This is a genomic window from Pyrofollis japonicus (genome assembly GCF_033097485.1).
In the GTDB taxonomy this organism is placed as follows: Archaea; Thermoproteota; Thermoprotei_A; order Sulfolobales; family Pyrodictiaceae; genus Pyrofollis; species Pyrofollis japonicus.
Window position 1 is genome coordinate 358,662 of the sequence record NZ_AP028634.1, and the last position, 16,599, is coordinate 375,260.

Annotated in this window: 18 protein-coding genes; 10 read left to right on the forward strand and 8 right to left on the reverse strand. The window is 42.9% G+C overall.

From position 1 onward, the window contains the following. Positions 1 to 140: 140 nt before the first annotated feature. Complete coding sequence (gene albA / locus SBG41_RS01765) at positions 141 to 440, forward strand: DNA-binding protein Alba (RefSeq protein WP_317895830.1); 300 nt, start codon at positions 141 to 143, stop codon at positions 438 to 440. A 296-nt stretch (positions 441 to 736) separates the two neighbouring features. Here albA and SBG41_RS01770 read toward each other — a convergent pair whose 3' ends face one another. Then, the gene (locus SBG41_RS01770) at positions 737 to 901 is read right to left on the reverse strand and encodes a 30S ribosomal protein S30e (protein ID WP_317895831.1); all 165 of its coding nucleotides are present in this window, start codon (positions 899 to 901) and stop codon (positions 737 to 739) included. Between the two features lie 83 nt (positions 902 to 984). On the opposite strand from SBG41_RS01770, the gene gatD reads away from it, so the two are divergent. After that, on the forward strand, positions 985 to 2,355 hold the full coding sequence (gatD, locus tag SBG41_RS01775; protein WP_317895832.1) for a Glu-tRNA(Gln) amidotransferase subunit GatD: 1,371 nt from the start codon (positions 985 to 987) through the stop codon (positions 2,353 to 2,355). After that, entirely contained in the window at positions 2,352 to 4,310 is a 1,959-nt protein-coding gene (gatE, locus tag SBG41_RS01780; protein WP_317895833.1) for a Glu-tRNA(Gln) amidotransferase subunit GatE, read from the forward strand. The genes gatD and gatE overlap by 4 nt, the downstream gene beginning before the upstream one ends. 110 nt (positions 4,311 to 4,420) lie before the next feature. Here the strand turns inward: gatE and pdo are convergent, their stop codons facing one another. Further along, on the reverse strand, positions 4,421 to 5,149 hold the full coding sequence (gene pdo / locus SBG41_RS01785) for a protein disulfide oxidoreductase (protein ID WP_317895834.1): 729 nt from the start codon (positions 5,147 to 5,149) through the stop codon (positions 4,421 to 4,423). A 199-nt stretch (positions 5,150 to 5,348) separates the two neighbouring features. On the opposite strand from pdo, the gene SBG41_RS01790 reads away from it, so the two are divergent. Continuing rightward, complete coding sequence (locus SBG41_RS01790; protein ID WP_317895835.1) at positions 5,349 to 5,744, forward strand: transcriptional regulator; 396 nt, start codon at positions 5,349 to 5,351, stop codon at positions 5,742 to 5,744. Positions 5,745 to 5,755: 11 nt separating this feature from the next. On the opposite strand, the gene SBG41_RS01795 is transcribed toward SBG41_RS01790, so the two are convergent. The 3 genes from SBG41_RS01795 to SBG41_RS01805 all read right to left on the reverse strand — a co-directional run bounded on the left by SBG41_RS01795 (position 5,756) and on the right by SBG41_RS01805 (position 8,024). Further along, positions 5,756 to 6,658, reverse strand: coding sequence for a hypothetical protein (locus SBG41_RS01795; protein ID WP_317895836.1), 903 nt, complete (start codon positions 6,656 to 6,658; stop codon positions 5,756 to 5,758). Positions 6,659 to 6,858: 200 nt separating this feature from the next. Continuing rightward, positions 6,859 to 7,227: a hypothetical protein gene (locus tag SBG41_RS01800; RefSeq protein WP_317895837.1), complete on the reverse strand. Its 369-nt coding sequence runs from the start codon at positions 7,225 to 7,227 to the stop codon at positions 6,859 to 6,861. A gap of 35 nt (positions 7,228 to 7,262) precedes the next feature. Beyond that, positions 7,263 to 8,024: a purine-nucleoside phosphorylase gene (locus SBG41_RS01805; RefSeq protein WP_317895838.1), complete on the reverse strand. Its 762-nt coding sequence runs from the start codon at positions 8,022 to 8,024 to the stop codon at positions 7,263 to 7,265. Positions 8,025 to 8,403: 379 nt separating this feature from the next. Here SBG41_RS01805 and SBG41_RS01810 point away from each other — a divergent pair, with 379 nt between their 5' ends. From SBG41_RS01810 to SBG41_RS01835, 6 genes are all read left to right on the forward strand, one after another. Then, complete coding sequence (locus tag SBG41_RS01810; RefSeq protein ID WP_317895839.1) at positions 8,404 to 8,745, forward strand: hypothetical protein; 342 nt, start codon at positions 8,404 to 8,406, stop codon at positions 8,743 to 8,745. Between the two features lie 308 nt (positions 8,746 to 9,053). Continuing rightward, the gene (locus SBG41_RS01815) at positions 9,054 to 9,896 is read left to right on the forward strand and encodes a hypothetical protein (RefSeq protein WP_317895840.1); all 843 of its coding nucleotides are present in this window, start codon (positions 9,054 to 9,056) and stop codon (positions 9,894 to 9,896) included. Between the two features lie 3 nt (positions 9,897 to 9,899). Further along, complete coding sequence (locus tag SBG41_RS01820) at positions 9,900 to 10,268, forward strand: hypothetical protein (protein ID WP_317895841.1); 369 nt, start codon at positions 9,900 to 9,902, stop codon at positions 10,266 to 10,268. Positions 10,269 to 10,417: 149 nt separating this feature from the next. After that, positions 10,418 to 12,091, forward strand: coding sequence for a thermosome subunit alpha (gene thsA / locus SBG41_RS01825; RefSeq protein ID WP_317895842.1), 1,674 nt, complete (start codon positions 10,418 to 10,420; stop codon positions 12,089 to 12,091). A gap of 162 nt (positions 12,092 to 12,253) precedes the next feature. Then, on the forward strand, positions 12,254 to 12,562 hold the full coding sequence (locus SBG41_RS01830) for a DNA-directed RNA polymerase subunit K (protein WP_317895843.1): 309 nt from the start codon (positions 12,254 to 12,256) through the stop codon (positions 12,560 to 12,562). 165 nt (positions 12,563 to 12,727) lie between these two features. Next, complete coding sequence (locus SBG41_RS01835; RefSeq protein WP_317895844.1) at positions 12,728 to 14,809, forward strand: DNA topoisomerase I; 2,082 nt, start codon at positions 12,728 to 12,730, stop codon at positions 14,807 to 14,809. A gap of 51 nt (positions 14,810 to 14,860) precedes the next feature. On the opposite strand, the gene SBG41_RS01840 is transcribed toward SBG41_RS01835, so the two are convergent. From SBG41_RS01840 to SBG41_RS01850, 3 genes are all read right to left on the reverse strand, one after another. Further along, entirely contained in the window at positions 14,861 to 15,349 is a 489-nt protein-coding gene (locus tag SBG41_RS01840; protein ID WP_317895845.1) for a signal peptidase I, read from the reverse strand. Between the two features lie 31 nt (positions 15,350 to 15,380). Continuing rightward, entirely contained in the window at positions 15,381 to 15,686 is a 306-nt protein-coding gene (locus SBG41_RS01845; protein ID WP_317895846.1) for a chromatin protein Cren7, read from the reverse strand. A 78-nt stretch (positions 15,687 to 15,764) separates the two neighbouring features. After that, positions 15,765 to 16,478 (reverse strand): mechanosensitive ion channel domain-containing protein, encoded by a 714-nt coding sequence (locus SBG41_RS01850; RefSeq protein ID WP_317895847.1) that lies wholly within the window; start codon positions 16,476 to 16,478, stop codon positions 15,765 to 15,767. Positions 16,479 to 16,599: the final 121 nt, after the last annotated feature.

A 16,599-nucleotide genomic window follows, 5' to 3' on the forward strand; every position in this document is an offset into this window, starting at 1 on the left:
GAAGGCTTAGTAACACCGCTCACTTTGTTCCTCTCAGGCTAAGATAATTGTAAACATGTGAGCTATATGTGGGAAGAGTAAAACCTAAATACTAGAACCGCGTTCTGTGCCACACGACAAAAGCGCCGAGGGAGACGGCAATGGCGCAGGCAGGTGCAACTCCAAGCAATGTAGTCCTCGTAGGTAAGAAGCCCGTAATGAACTACGTACTAGCAACCCTAACCCTGCTAAACCAGGGCGTCAAGGAAGTAGTGATAAAGGCAAGAGGCCGCGCAATAAGCAAGGCAGTTGACACGGTCGAGATAGTAAGGAAGAGGTTCCTACCGGGTAAGGTAGACATAAAGGACATAAAGATTGACAGCCAGGTAATACAGAGCCCTGACGGCCGCCAGAGCAGAGTCAGCACCATAGAGATAGTACTAGAGAAGAAAGAGGACTAACCCCCAGACCCTAGTGGAGCCTAAGTACAATATGGTTTTTAGAAAGGATCCCACCGACCCACCATTTGAAATGAGGGCTACTAGCCCGCGCGATCTTTCTGCTTGCTTCACGCTTATAGCAAAGTTCTTGTCCTACAGAGATACTCCTCCATACATTCTATTAATGCAAGTTATTGACGGCCTACCAGGTCTTTTTACACTATTCTGTAAACATTTGCTTAATACAGAAATCGTGAGAAAGATGCTCGAATTCGAAAAAGCTTAGGAGAGAATTAAGCAGTAGAAACGAGGATTCTTTACCTTGGTAGCTGTATTTGGCCTTGCTGGATCTTCTCTAGGAGTCTTTTGTACTCTCTCCTATTCCTAACGCGAGGAGCGGGGTTCTTTCGGGGTTTCGCAGGTATCTTTGGTGTTTGTTTTCTAACCTTGCCAGCCTTTGTCAATGAGCCGTGGCTTGGCATAGCGTCTTACACCCGAGAAGCGTAGCTTTTGCTTAGGCCTTTTATAGGCTTTACCCATGCTCTATAGCTGGGGCGTTCAAGAAGTGTCTCTTGAAGGTTATTCGGGGGTTGCGGAAAAACTCCTAAAGCAAGCCGGGGCGCACATAGGCGATTACATCCGGATTGTGCGCAGCGATGGAAAGGAATTTAAAGGAATATTGATGCCGAGATACTCTATTAAGCCCAGGCCGATAATAGTGATAAAGCTTGACAATGGCTACAACATAGGCGTAAAAGTTGACGATAACACAGTAATTGAGGTCGTGAAAACAAGGGAGGCAATTCTTGAAGAAGCCAGACAGGGTGCCCCTGCCACAATACCACTTCTCGAGGAAGCGCCAAAGCCGGAGAAGAGACCCCTAGTAACCATCCTTGGAACAGGTGGTACAATAGCTAGCAGAATAGAGTACGAGACGGGAGCTGTTAAGCCTGCATTTTCGGCTAAGGATATTCTGGAGGCCGTACCAGAGGTAGGTTTCATCGCTGACATAGAAGCAGAGGTTATTATGAATGTTCTCAGCGAGAACATGGGGCCTGAACACTGGGAAAGAATTGTGAGTGCTGTTGCCAAGAGAATCGAAAGTGGAGCCGAGGGAATTGTAATAGCTCATGGCACAGACACAATGTCATATACCGCTGCAGCACTAGCGTTCGCGCTTCGAGGATTGCCGGTTCCTGTAGCTCTAGTAGGTGCACAGAGAAGCAGCGATAGGCCTAGCAGTGATGCAGCCTTCAACTTAATTTCTGCTGTACTGGTTGCAGCAAAGGCACCCTTTGCAGAAGTAACAGTTGTAATGCACGGAACTCCAAGCGACACGTATGCGCTAGCTCATAGAGGTACAAAGGTACGTAAGATGCACACGAGCCGCAGAGACGCATTTCAGTCAATAAATGCAAAACCGCTGGCAAGAATATATCCATTCGAGAAGCGCATAGAGTTAGTAGGTAAACCACTGCGTAGAAGAGGCGAAGAAAATCTCAAAGTAGAAAACGGGTTTGAGAAGAAAGTTGCACTCGTAAAGTACTATCCGGGAATGAGTTCCGAGATAATAGACTTTCTCATAGACAAGGGGTACAAAGGCATAGTCGTTGAGGGGACGGGGCTGGGGCATGTAGGTGACCAACTGGTTGAGAGCTTACAAAGAGCTTATGAGAACGAAATAGTAGTCGTCATGACGTCCCAAACTCTCTTCGGGAGGATAAACATGAACGTCTATTCTACTGGTCGTAAACTCCTAGCAGCAGGCGTAGTCCCAGGCGAAGACATGTTGCCGGAAACAGCCTTTGTAAAACTTTCATGGATACTTGCACATACATCCTCTTTTGAAGAAGCTAGGAGACTTGTAAGAGAGAACCTCGCGGGTGAAATTGAGTATAGGCATACCCTTGACCTCTTCCCAAGGTGGCCGCATTGATCGAGAAAAAAGTTGACCCGACAAAGTATGATCCTAAAGAGCTTGGCTTAAAAGTTGGATTAGAGATTCACCAGCAACTCGACACTAAGCATAAACTGTTCTGTGGATGCCCCACTGAACTCGTACACGAGCACGAGGATGAAGGCATTGACGAGTTCATCAGGCAATTGAGACCGACGCGAAGTGAGCTAGGAGAAGTAGACATAGCTGCACTATTCGAATGGAGAAAAGGAAGACTATACCACTACCACGCCCCGCGAAGAGCATCATGTCTCGTTGAAGCAGATGAAGAGCCCCCTCACGAGCTAAATGAAGAAGCCCTCGTCATAGGACTAGCCGTAGCCAAGGCTCTGAACTCTACACCCGTTGACGAAGTCTATGTTATGAGAAAAATTGTCATAGACGGCTCTAATACCACAGGATTCCAGAGAACAGCTATTATAGCTCTTGGCGGCGAAATAGAGATACCGAGCGGTAAAAAGATAGGAATACAGACAATAGCTATAGAGGAAGACGCAGCCAGGAAACTTGAAGAAAAAGGACGCTTCGTACATTATAACCTTGATAGGCTAGGTATACCGCTTATAGAAATCTCAACCGCCCCAGACATAGAGACGCCAGAAGAGGCCTACGAGACTGCCTTAACAATAGGTCAACTGCTAAGACTTACAAAGAGGGTCAAACGCGGAATAGGCACGATTAGACAAGACCTAAATGTTTCTATAAAGGACGGTGACAAGACAGAAATAAAAGGCGTGCAGAGGCTTGATCTGCTACCTATAATAGTGCACTATGAAGCAATTAGGCAGAAAAGACTACTAGAAATAAAGGACGAACTTATAAGCAGAGGTATAAAAGAAGAAGACATTTTATCGCAACCAATAGTAGATGTTACTGATGTATTCAGAAACACAAGGTCAAAGGTAATACAAAGAGCTTTAAGAAGCAAAGGCAAAGTACTCGCTGTAAAATTACCTGGCTTCTCAGGAATTCTTGGAACAGAGGTACAGCCCGGTAGAAGATTCGGGACTGAGCTCGCTGACTATGCTAGATTCTGGGGAGGAGTTGGAGGAATATTTCACACCGATGAACTACCGGGTTACGGCATAACGGAGGACGATGTTAAGAAGCTCTATGAGAGACTCAACGGAGATCCGGGAAGAGATGCAATAGTACTAGTTGCTGACAAGGAACAAAATGCGCGGAAAGCCCTAAAAGCTGTAATGGAACGTGCTGCTTACGCTCTCCGGGGAATACCCAAGGAAACTAGAGCTGCAAGAGAAGATGGTACTACAAGGTTCATGCGTCCACAACCAGGCTCTGCGAGAATGTATCCAGAGACCGATATACCTCCAATCGAGATAACTGAAGAACTACTAGCTGAAGCAGCAAAGATTACTCCACCAAAACCTCAAGAGAAGCTAAAAGAACTCATAGATAGGTACAAACTAAGCGCTGACTTAGCAAAACAAATTATTAGAGACGTTCGACTCGATCTCTTTGAGGAACTAGCACGAAAATATGGCGAGAAGGTCTCTCCATCGTTCATAGCGTCAATATTTACCAATATCCTTAGAAGCCTTGCAAGAGAAGGAGCGAATATCGAAAACATAACTGACGAAAAGATAGAGGAAATAGTAAAAGCAATAGCTGAAAACAAATTACCAAAAGACGCAGTTCCTGACGTATTGCTATACTTCTCAAAGAACCCGAACAAGAGTCTTGGGCAAGCCATACGCGAACTAGGAATAACTATGATCGATAGAGCGACTGTCGAGAAAATAGTTGAAGACATAATAAGAAGCATGAAGGACGAAATTAGATCCAAGGGATTGAGGGCAATGAATAAAGTAATGGGGAGAGCTATGGCAAAACTAAGAGGACGTGTTGATGGAAAAATAGTGGCAGAAATTGTAAAGAAGAAGATAGAAGAGTTTACGAAAACCGAGAAGTAATACTCTGCATGTTAAATTAGTGAAATGGCGATGAGGAGTACTCCCGTCGCGGATAGATGAAGAAAAGGCATTTGGCCGAGCCAGATTCCTAGTAGATAAATACCAGCTTTTTATATTGATGTTGCACTTTCTGATATAACCTCTGTCTTGAACTTTCTACCTTCTATAGCGTCAATTATTCTTTCAATGAAGTCTTCCTCGTATGGTACTCCAACGAAGGCTAGTATGCCGTTAATTGCTATAGCTGGCACGGATGTTACGTGATACTTATCAGCGATGTCGGGGTTTTCATAGGCTTCAACAGTATCTGCTATAAAGTCTTTCTTACCGTTTCGCCATGCTTCGAATGCAAACATGTTTGCGAGTAATGCAGCATACGGGCAATATGGACATTGTGGCGTAACTATTATTTCGATATGAACCGGCTTCTTTATTGACTTTATTTTCTCTACTGTTGAGGGGTCAAGTCCGCTGTCCTCTTGGGATATACGTATAATGGTTTCCACAAGGCCTCGTATTTCCTCTCCGCTCGGCGTACCTGTGTACCGAATCGATCCTTCAAGTAGCGTTGTCGTCGGTATCCGTTCAACTCGTTGGCGCTTAAACTCTGCATCGTCTTTGCCTTTTTCGAATATGCGTACTTTTACCAGTTTCTCGCCATTACGTTCTGGAGCCTCTTCTTCAAGCACTTTTGCGATCTTTATACTTTCATCACAATATTTGCAATTCGGCCCCACAAATACATTTAGGGTCACCGGGTTTTTGAGATCTTGGAAAGCTTCTCGTATAGCTTCACGCGTCTCTTGATCTATTTCCATTCGCACCGGATCTATAGCCATGTTCTGTATCACCTTGTTTGTACCCTGGTACTGTGAACCGTTTAGTTTTTTCTCTATACGAGCAGCTAGATAAGATTCAATATTAAACCCAATATTTATAATATTGTACAACAATCATTATTATACTAAATATTGATTAAGAGATTTATTACTAACAAGCCTCACAGAGGGGCAAACTAATATAGGGGGTGCTTAACACGTGAATATATGGGATTTCGCAATGGATAGTGTAACAGGTATCCTAACGACACCTTGCGAACTGGCCGTACGAAAATATGTGCCATCAATTAGAGCATCGTTAGCAATAGTACTCGTTAAAGATTATGGACTATCAATTTATAGAACAGCTAAACTGTTAAAATTAACGCCTGCTGCAGTTTCTAACTATGTGCTGGGAAGAAGAGGAAAAGAATATGTTGATATAATTTTAAAGGACAAAGAGCTTTACAATCTAGTAAGCAAGCTTGCCGAACAAATAATAAGTGGCAATATAAGTGAAAAAGAAGTTTCAAAACATCTCTGCGAAATATGTATGAGCTTGCGTACACGCGTCGAGAAAGGCTTTACTAAAGAATCATGTACGCAGACACATTAGCTACGGGGTCATCATTGTTTACGCCTTGACAAGAGAGGCGGGATTTTTCGTAATCTTAAGCGAAGTCTTACAAGTCCATAAGGCACGGCATTAATGTAAACTTGGTTAAAGAGCGGCTGCAAAGGTTCCCACTCGTTAATTGTAACAGAGTACGTATATGCCTCTATTATTCGATGATTTTCGAGTACTATACTGTGAGTCTTAGTCACCGGATAAGGGTTCCATAAGCAAAGATCAATATAGTCTTCATTGCTATCTCTTAACATACTCAGAGGTATAAGGCCACTAGGGCTCCATACTGCTGGACGCTTGTACTCAATATCGTCTCTATCATATTCTTCGAGCGCATTCCCCACTAAGTAGTCTATGTATAAGCGCACAGTATTACATGACGGTGATATAACATAATATGCTTTACCTTCAAGGGATTTAATCATTCCGTCCGGATTGACCTTTATTGTGCAAAGCTTTTCTGCACAAATAATGTTTAAGTAATGGCCACGCCTACCTGCACAGAGCCAAGGCACGCCAAGAACTAATGGTTTGCGAACACGTGTTCGAATCCAGCCCAATATTGTTGGAAAAACTATTTTCGGGTAAAGGGTGTTTATGTTTTTTGCCGAGTCTAAGGGTTTGTAAACAGAGGCTGCTAGACACTCTAATCGAGGTCTACATCGTATTCTTGATTGTGGCAGGTTAGTGTCAGCAAAAACTGGTACCCTACTCTTAGTGTCTAGTTGTGTACCTATCTCGGATAGTGTCTCAGCAACTTGTGTATGATAAGGGCCCCTATACTCTTTAGATGGATGCGTAATAGGTAAATCAGCCACAACTATATTTTCATTGATATTATTGCCTTCATCACATTTGTCACTAATTATGAGTTCAGCTCCACTAACTGCTTTAAGTAGCAATTTATTACTAGTCCATTCTCTAGGGAGGTGCTCACATGCAACTCGACTTATGCCGGCATATCGGAGAAGTGTAATAAGGTTTGGCTCGGAGAGTAGTTTCTGACATTGGTAAGGAGTTAGATCGGCGCAATTACCTATGCTATTTATTTGGAAAAGATGCAAAAAGTTTATTTTAGATATTAAAAAGGTACAAGAATTTTTCAATTGTTTGTTTCCTCTTCAACTATGTCTATTATCTTTCTTAGGGTTTGCAGGGTAACGTTATATGTCTTACCTCTGACTACTTCGTCGTCAACATCTACATTAATGCCGACCTCATCTCCTAACCGTCCCGCGATATTATCGGCTTGTTTATTATCTTTTGCATTAACTACAAGCTGTACATTCATGGGCTTTGGGCTTAGTCTCACAGTTATCTTATAGATTCCCTCTTTATATCCCATTACAGCATGATAATCCAAGGCCTTCCCGTCAAGAGTTCTCTGAATCGATTTCCTTTCCTCAACTACTAATCCACGCTTTTTCATGGAGTCCTTTATTTTGTTAACCATATCGGCCTCAGCGACCACGGCTAACGTCACCGCTCAGGACGTCCAAGGCTTCGTCAACGGCCAGTTTTAACTCTAGCCGCTTCTCCCCTATTAGGGTTAAATTCGCGCAAAGTTTCAAGAACAGCCTTTGCCGCCTTCTCAACAAACGACTCAAGCTCTTCATGATGCTTTAGTTCCTCTTTACCCGGCACTGCTAGGTTATCGGATATAACTAGTAGAGCTGCTGCATCAAAGCCCCTCATTGCCGCGAGTGCATAGAGAGCAGCCACCTCCATTTCTACAGCAATAATTCCTCTTTTCGACCATTTTTCGACAAAGTCCTTGCTTTCGGCATAGAAAGCATCGCTACTAAAGACTGGGCCTAGGAATACTCTCCCGTGAATATTCTTTGCTTTTTCATAGAGCTTTGTAGCTAGTAGCGGGTTTGGAGCAGCGACCATACACGCATCTGGTATATAGGACCCAATTGTACCTCCATGGATATATGCTGCACCAGTTGCTACAACGGCATCGCCTATCTCGAGGTACGGTACTAGTCCTCCTGCTGTTCCAAGTCGTATCATAACTTCTGCTCCCAGCATCCTAAGTTCCTCGAAAACTATTGCCGCAGAAGGGGCACCTATTCCGTGCACTGCAACACTTATTGGTTCACCTCTATAGTATCCTGTGTAAATGTGGAAGCAACGGGTAGTATTGACTAGCCTTGCGTCTTCAATAAAGTTCTCAGCTATGAATTTGGCGCGGGCAGGATCGCCAACAACTACAACTTTCTTAGCTAGGTCCTTAGGTGATATCCTAATATGTTGTGGCTGCAAGATCTTCGCCATCCGTTTTACTGGGTTACAAGGGTTAAGAATATTTTTAGGAGAAATCAAGGCTGCGGATAAAATGGGCTATGAAGACTCCCCGGAAGCATAGGTTCAAAGCGATGCAGATGCACGAGCATGCTGAGCCCCAGCAATCGTGATTGTATTCTATACGATATACTAATCCATATTAGTACCCTAAAGAGGATTTACAGAAATAAAATGGGTCGATGCTGATCCCGGTCTTACCGACGCTTGGGCTAAGAGGATGACGAGGATGGTAGCCTCTGAGGCCTTCATAATTTATTACCATGATTATTAAAAAGGGCTTGTTCATTCACAGCCTCCTTTCATACGTAGGGAAGCAGTTATAGGGTGACACAGCGAGATGTACAGACACCGGAGCACTACCATGGAAGAAGAAGCACTAATGCTGATTGACAAATATCTCGGCGATCTTATAGAGGAAGTTGTCTACAAGTATAAGTATAATGTTGATCTTGAAGATGAATATGAAGAACTACTACGCTACGTATTTAGAAGACTAGCAAAGGCATGGTTTAAGGGAAAAGATTTTACTTTTGAGGAATTTGAACGAGTGCTTAAGAATGCAAGAAGGCGGCGCAAACAGCTTGAGATAGTCTTAAGCTACCTAATAAGCAGGTATGCAGCAAAGAATGGGCCAATCTATATTAGACACGAGAAAGATTGGTACGATGAAATGTACTAGAGAACTAGTTCCTAATCCCTATGCTATATGTCTGAATTAATTAATGATTCTAATGGAATCGAATAATAAATACTGTGGCATTTATTTCTTCTAAGGTAGGAGAAAGGGGGGTTCTGTTCGCGGTAATGTCGTCATCCCCGGAGGGGTCGCGGGGGGCAAGTAACAACATCTCCCTAATGTGTTTATGGGTTCTGGGCTTAATTTATGTGTCATTTGTTGTTTAAGTCTATGTTTCTCATTTGAATCTTTTATTATACAAGCCGAAATAAGGGGATGTTAACCTAAGTCTTTGTAAGGGGCATTGTTAGTTGCCGCGCAATGCTAGGAGGCGCAGAGCTAGACGTACTAAGACACTAGACTCGGCTCTAGGGTCAGATACTGGTGTAAAAAGCCGAGGCCGAGGAAGCTCAGGTAGGCGAGCGTCTCGTACTGTTAAACGTTCAGTCGTGAGAATAGATCCACATAAGCTGACTGAGGACATACTTGACGAGGTTTCATCTAGGCTCGGCCTTGATATTCTCGGCCTTAAACGTGAACAACTAGTAGAGGCCCTCAGACCTATAGTTGAGGGGATACTTGAACAATACTCGTCAAGGCCATCTAAGGAGGCAATTATATCAAAAATTGTCAATACTTCGAGGAACGTGTACATGATGATAGCTGCCTATATTGTTGAGAGAATTGACTCTCTCACAAACGAGCAGCTAGAGTTCGTAATAAACTATGGTGAAGCTGTAGCTGCAAAGCATGCACCAAAACTTTATGCGGAAGCAAAAAGACTCGGAAGGGACGACTTAATTCCAATGCTACGAATGCTTTGGGAGAAATATGGCAATCCAACGCCTATTGCTTGTCCATACTGTGGTTTTAGAGCTGTTACTCCAGACCTTGTTTGCATGATCTGCGGCAAGGAGTTATCGGAGAGAGAAGTAAAAGAGGCAATAGACTTTCGCGAACGACTTCAAGAAATGGTTGAACTTTACTCTGAGCGCGAAGTTGAGGACGCAATTAGCAGGGGATACGTTATTGTGGGCGATGTTGTAAAGCCTCCATCATATAACATAGAACCAGGTAATGTAGTTCTGCACCTTACTGCCGAGGAACGAAGCTTTCTAAAAAAACTCCTAATGGTGAAAAGAGAGGGAAAGTAGACTATGTTAGAGCTAACTACGTGGGATGAGGTGGAGACAGTAATCAAGAAGTCGCGGATAGTGTTGGTAGCAATATATGATTCCGGAAACCCGATGGGTAGGTATATATCGTCGCTAATTGATGATATATCGTACTATATTGAGCCTGCGATACTGGTTATAAAGATTGATGCAAGGACAAGCACAATACCGGAAAAAATCGGTTCGGTACCAAAGTTGCAACTCTACTATAATGGGCTACGAATATGGGAACAGATAGGGTTTTTCTATAACCCTGTCAGCGATAAATATGCAATAAGGCGTGGAATCCTCTATGCACTCCGATCACGCGGATTGAGTCCAAGGAACCTTGGCATTTCGCTAGGTTTTTGATAGGAGAATGGTGTTCGTCGAAGAAAGCATAACCATTAAATGAGGCGCATAAGGCCTCTGGATCCATGTTAGAAAGCTTTATATAGAAGCGGCTGGGAAGGCAACCTACACACGGCTAAGAGAGGGTTACGAGGAAGGGGTGTAACGTAATGGCGCTAGGCGTCCCGGTACTAATTCTTAAGGAAGGCACACAGAGAGTTTATGGACGAGAAGCTCTACGCAGCAACATCCTTGCCGCAAAAGTGCTCGCAGAGGTCCTCAAGACAAGCCTAGGGCCACGTGGTCTCGACAAAATGCTTGTAGATAGCTTTGGAGACGTAACAATAACTAATGATGGAGCAACAATACTCAAGGAGATGGAGATACAGCATCCTGCCGCTAAGCTTCTAGTAGAAGTTGCCAAGGCACAGGATGCCGAGGTAGGTGACGGTACTACAAGCGCTGTAGTGCTCGCGGGCATGCTTCTTGACAGAGCTGAAAACCTACTAGATCAGAACATTCACCCGACAACAATCATTGAGGGCTACAAGAAGGCCCTAGACTTTGCACTCCAGGAACTCTCCAATATCGGTATAAAGGTGAATGTCGAAGACAAAGAGACTCTAAAGAGAATTGCTGCAACAAGCCTATACAGCAAGTACGTTGGTAGTGGAGCTGACCTAGAAAAGCTAACAGAGATGGCTGTTGCCGCTATACTCAAGGTGGCTGATAAGAAGGCCGACGGCACATACGATGTAAGACTTGATAGGATAAAGATTGAAAAGAAGAAAGGTGGTAGCATACTCGACAGTCAGCTTGTCGAAGGCATTGTTCTTGATAAGGAGGTTGTGCATCCTGGTATGCCTAAGAGGGTTGAGAATGCTTACATAGTGTTGCTAGACGCACCACTAGAAGTAGAAAAACCAGAAATAACAGCAAAAATCAACATAACATCCCCAGAGCAGATTAAAGCATTCCTAGACGAGGAGGCAAGGATACTCAAAGAAATGGTTGAGAAGATTTATGAGGTTGCTGTTGAGCGTATGAAGAGAGATGGCTTGGAGCCTGGTAAGGCAGGCATCGTCGTCATAACCCAGAAGGGTATCGATGAGGTAGCACAACACTTCCTAGCAAAGAAAGGAATAATGGCAGTAAGAAGAGTAAAGAGAAGCGACTTAGAGAAACTTGAATACGCTACTGGAGGCAAAATAGTAAGCAGCCTGCGCGATCTCAAACCAGAAGATCTAGGCTTCGCAAAGCTAGTAGAAGAAAGGAAAGTCGGCAACGATAAGATGATATTCATAGAGGGATGCCCCAACCCCAAAGCAGTAACCATACTGCTACGCGGAGCCAACGACATGGTACTAGACGAGGCTGAGAGGAACCTACAAGACGCACTACACGTGCTAAGAAACGTGCTAAGGAAGCCAATAATAGTTCCCGGAGGAGGAGCAGTAGAGGTAGAGCTGGCACTAAGGCTAAGAAAGTTCGCTGAAAGCCTTGGTGGAAAGGAGCAACTTGCAGTAGAGGCTTATGCTGACGCTCTTGAAGAGATACCAATGATCCTGGCAGAAAGTGCTGGCATGGACGCGCTACAAGCGCTAATGGATCTAAGAAAGCTCCATAGCGAAGGCAAGACCTTTGCAGGCATTGACGTACTAAGAAGCAAGGTAGAAGAGGATATGACTAAGATCAACGTCATAGAGCCTATACTAGTAAAGGAGCAAGTACTTAAGAGCGCTACAGAAGCAGCAACAACTATACTAAAGATAGACGACGTAATAGCAGCGACGCCAAAGACGGAAGAAAAGAAGGGTAAGAAGGGAGGCAAGGAAGAGGAGTAACCTAACAACCCATAACAAGTCTCTGATTTTTCCACCCAGTTAGGCCAGATTCTACTTCTCCCGCCTCCAATATTATTTGGCGACGTTTCTGCCTCTAACAATAAGGGCCTGGAGCAAGCTCTTTACTCCCTACTTAAATACTAGGCTACGAGGGGCGCACTAATGAGCGAGACACGTGAGAATATCGAAGAGATTAAAAAGAAAATAGAGATTGGGCCTGCATGGTTAACACGCTTTGAAAGGGCACGTGTTATAGGCGCGCGTGCGCTACAAATCACTATGGGCGCGCCTGTCCTAATAGATACGTCAAAACTGCCTAGACATGTAAAAGAGGATCCTGTACTGCTTGCAAAAGCAGAATTTGAGGCGGGAATCTTACCAATGACAATAGTAAGGTATACCAGAGGAGGGCGTGTACAACCTATACCTCTTAAATGGCTCTTAATTTTAGATAAACTGCGCGTCCACTAGAGGAATTGAACTATTTATTCTTTCCGCCTAGCACTGTACAATGGTTAAAATATTCTTCTTTGCAGAAACAACAATCAAGTATTCAATACAGAAATACTATCCGTATAGTGCATTTAATGTCTTACCTTAAGACGTCATTAAATTATCGTAAAGGTTGTTTGTATCTTGCAGCGGAAAACTAAGAGTACAAGATATGGGAAAAGTAAGTGCTGGCTGCCTTCAAAATACATACTGGTCATTACCGAGAAACCAAAGGCTGGAAGGAAAATAGCTGAATACTTATCAGAAAATAATGCAAGGCCTCTGAGATGCTCTTATAACAATGTACCATTCTGGATAGTTAAGGCACATAAAAAATACTATGTTGTGGGAAGTGCTGCTGGCCACCTATATGGACTAACCACTGATGAAAAAGGATTCCCCGTATTCAGTTATTATTGGGCTCCTTTATGGAAGATAGATCAAGGAGCAAAGTACACGCGCAAGTTCTTAAATGCACTAGCTTTCTTAGCAAAAAACGCAGAAATGTATATAAATGCATGTGATTATGATATTGAAGGCAGTGTTATAGGTTACCTGATAATAAAGAACCTCGGCGATGAACGAAGAGCCTTAAGAGCAAAATTTAGTGCTCTTACAAGGCATGATATCCAGAGAGCATTCAGAGATCTCAGACCCTTAGATTATGAAATGATAGAAGCAGGGCTTGCCCGCCACGAGCTCGACTGGCTATGGGGCATCAATGTGAGTAGAGCACTAATGGATGCCGTCAAGCTAGCTACTGGTAAACGTATTACACTCAGTGCCGGGAGGGTGCAATCACCAACACTAAAAGAAGCTGTTAATAGAACTATTAAACGAAACCTCTTTGTACCCCTTCCCTATTTCAACATCTATGTAACCCTTGATCTTAGAGGTAAAAGGAAGCGAATACTAGTAAAGACTATTCAAACAAAACATGAGGCCGAGATAATAGCCACCAATATACGTAAGAAGCCTATTGCAAAAGTTATTGCAACGATTTCTAGGAAGAATACTCTTGAACCCCCACCTCCCTTTAATCTAGGCGATCTACAAGCTGAGGCGTCGCGAATTTATAGATACGATCCACACTACACCCAGGAAGTTGCTGAACAACTATATCTAGAAGGTCTTATAAGCTATCCGCGCACTAATAGCCAAAAAATCCCACCAACGATAGATGTCAAATCTATACTGAAACAACTAGCAAGTCTAAGACAATATAGAGAAATAGTCAACGAAATATTAATTGCTTCAAGGGGGTTGCCGCGGCCACGCAACGGTAAGAAAGATGACCCAGCACATCCCGCAATTCATCCTACTAGTATCCCGTCATCACCTCTTCCCAAACCTATGGAAAGAATCTATGACCTTATTGTGAGAAGGTTTCTTGCCTCAATGCTTAGACCTGCTATAATTGTTAATCTTTCAAGCATCCTTAGGGTAGCAGACATTTATGAAATAAAGATTTCGGGCGGATATATAGCTGAGAGCGGATGGCTAGATGCGTATCCGTATCTCAAGCCGAAACTTGAAGAGATACCTTTGCTAGAGAAAGGTGCCGCCTTGAAAGTGCTAAGGGTGGAGGTGCGAACAGAGCTTACAAGGCCGCCCGAACTTCATACAAAGATTAGTCTAGTCAAATGGATGGAAAGCGTACGTATAGGTACAGAAGCGACAAGAGCACGCATAGTTAAATTATTATTTGATCGAAAATACCTGGTTGAGCGAAGTAGAAAAGTCTATGCAACAGACCTCGGCATCGTAGTCGCAGAGGTTCTAGAAAGGTACTTCCCTCTTCTAGTTAGCGTTGAGCTAACACGTCAATTTGAGGAAAAACTTGAATCCATAAGAAACGGAAAACTTACAAGGGAAAATGTAATAAAAGAGGCGAAAACTTTTCTTACTCAAATACTTACAAAGTATAAGCAGCAATCAATAAAAAGCGCTGGAATAGACTTGGCAAAAGCTTTAGGAATAATCAAGCCGGCTAAGCGGTGTATTATTTGCGGCAGGGAATCTGTGTCTAATACTCTCTGCAAGTACCATAGCAATGCGTTAACCGAGATCCTAAACTCCTATAACGAATGGAGAAAGAGGCTAGGAACAATAACCTTTGATCAATATATTAGAAAAATTGCAACAACTAAGCGCTCTGGGATTTGGGTTCGTGACGTAGCAAACGCAATTATTGAAGGCAAGCTACACATAGATAATACTAAGTAGGGTTTATGGTGATTGCTCAATAATAGTCAAAGAAATGAGTAATTATTCATCTTACCTAAACATAAGCACAAATAAGCCAATATATGGTATTCTTAGAGGAGCTTCCATGCTTCTCCCATTAATATCAACCTCTATGGTATAAACAACGCCAAGTACCTTGTCATAACTAATACCATTAATGGGTTGAAGAGAACCAGCATCACTTAGCACATTATTATCGCCTTTAGTTATGTAACATACAGGATTACACTGTGGCCCCTTCACTATCTTTATCACACGATGTATAACGAGTTCTCCTCTATACTCGCTTTTATACACTATTATATCGCCGACCTTTATATCAAAAGGATCAACTTTATGAATTACAACTAAGTCTCCGTAATAGAGTGTTGGTAACATGCTAATTCCTTTAACTACAACAATAGGGGAGCTTACTCCAGTTATTTTAACAACAAGGATTCTTACAGAAAATACTACTAGGATAACTACTAGGATAGCTATGGCAAGGTTGATGCCTTCCTTTTTTAATAAGTAAGACAAAAGAAGGGCCCCCTACGTCTATATGTGCTCCTTACACTTCATCTAAGTCTATTTCAATAATCTCTCCCTGCGTCTTTTCCTCTTTTTTCTCACCACCCTTGATTTCAGCTTTCTTTCCACCAGCCTCTACTTCGAGTTCCTCGCCTCCAACCTTTATCTTGGATATTACTGCTCTCCACTTATAGCCGCAGTTTGGACAAACAAAGCTACCCATTACAGTTATCGTTATGCGCCCCTTTGAGTCAGGTATAGGCGATACTAGTTGCCACGTTTTAACGGGTTGATCTACCCGGGTTCCGCATCTTGGGCAAACGTAGGGGTCCTTTCTTTTCGGCATGCTACTCTACCTCTCATTTGTATGCCTACTTATTCTCGCACAATATAGCTCTTCGGGTTCTATGCACTAAGCCCTTAACTATGCCGGAGGTGGAGCTTCATATAGTACTCGGATTTCCGGCTTAAGCTCAGCAAGGCGTTGATAGAGAGTACTGACAATGTTGTTTATTGTCGAAGGTCTTGGCTCGCTTCCAGCAACCGGTATAAAGACTACAATCTTTGTTCTTGAAGGTTCAAGACTTTTTATTTGTATTATAGCATCTTGCGGCCGTGTCGACATTTTTGAATCGCGAATTGCCTGGCGAACTATTGATTCAATTACTTCTATAGGCGAATGCTTGTTACCACTAGGTGTATTGACGCTAACTTCCAATGGTATTACCGTTTGTGGTGCTATGGCTTGAATCACTGGCTCAGCTATCATAATGTGATTAGGAATATATACTAAGCGTCCGCTTGGCGTACGTATTCTTGTATGGAAAAGTGTTGAACCAACTATTCTTCCTCGGATCCCTAGTCTTGGGAGTTCTATTAAGGATGCTTGGTATACGTTTCTGAAGGCTATTAACAGATAGTAGGCCGCAACATCAGCTATTATATGCCAATTAGCTACAAGTATTACTATTACTACTGCAAGAACGAAGTACAATAATACACTAACAGACGTTACGATATACGTTATGATTATAAGCGCAATACTATATATAGATATTGCAAGTAGTCTATATATTTGTTCGGACAATATTGCTGATATAACATTTCTTTGCTCAAGGCTAGATAAAAGACTTTTCATAAACCTAACTAGTATAAACGCTATAATTAGAACTATTATTGATTCAAGTAATTTCTCTGTAAGTTCCGTAGAAAATGCCCTGGAAACCCATCTATTAATTAGATTTACAATAGAGCTATTG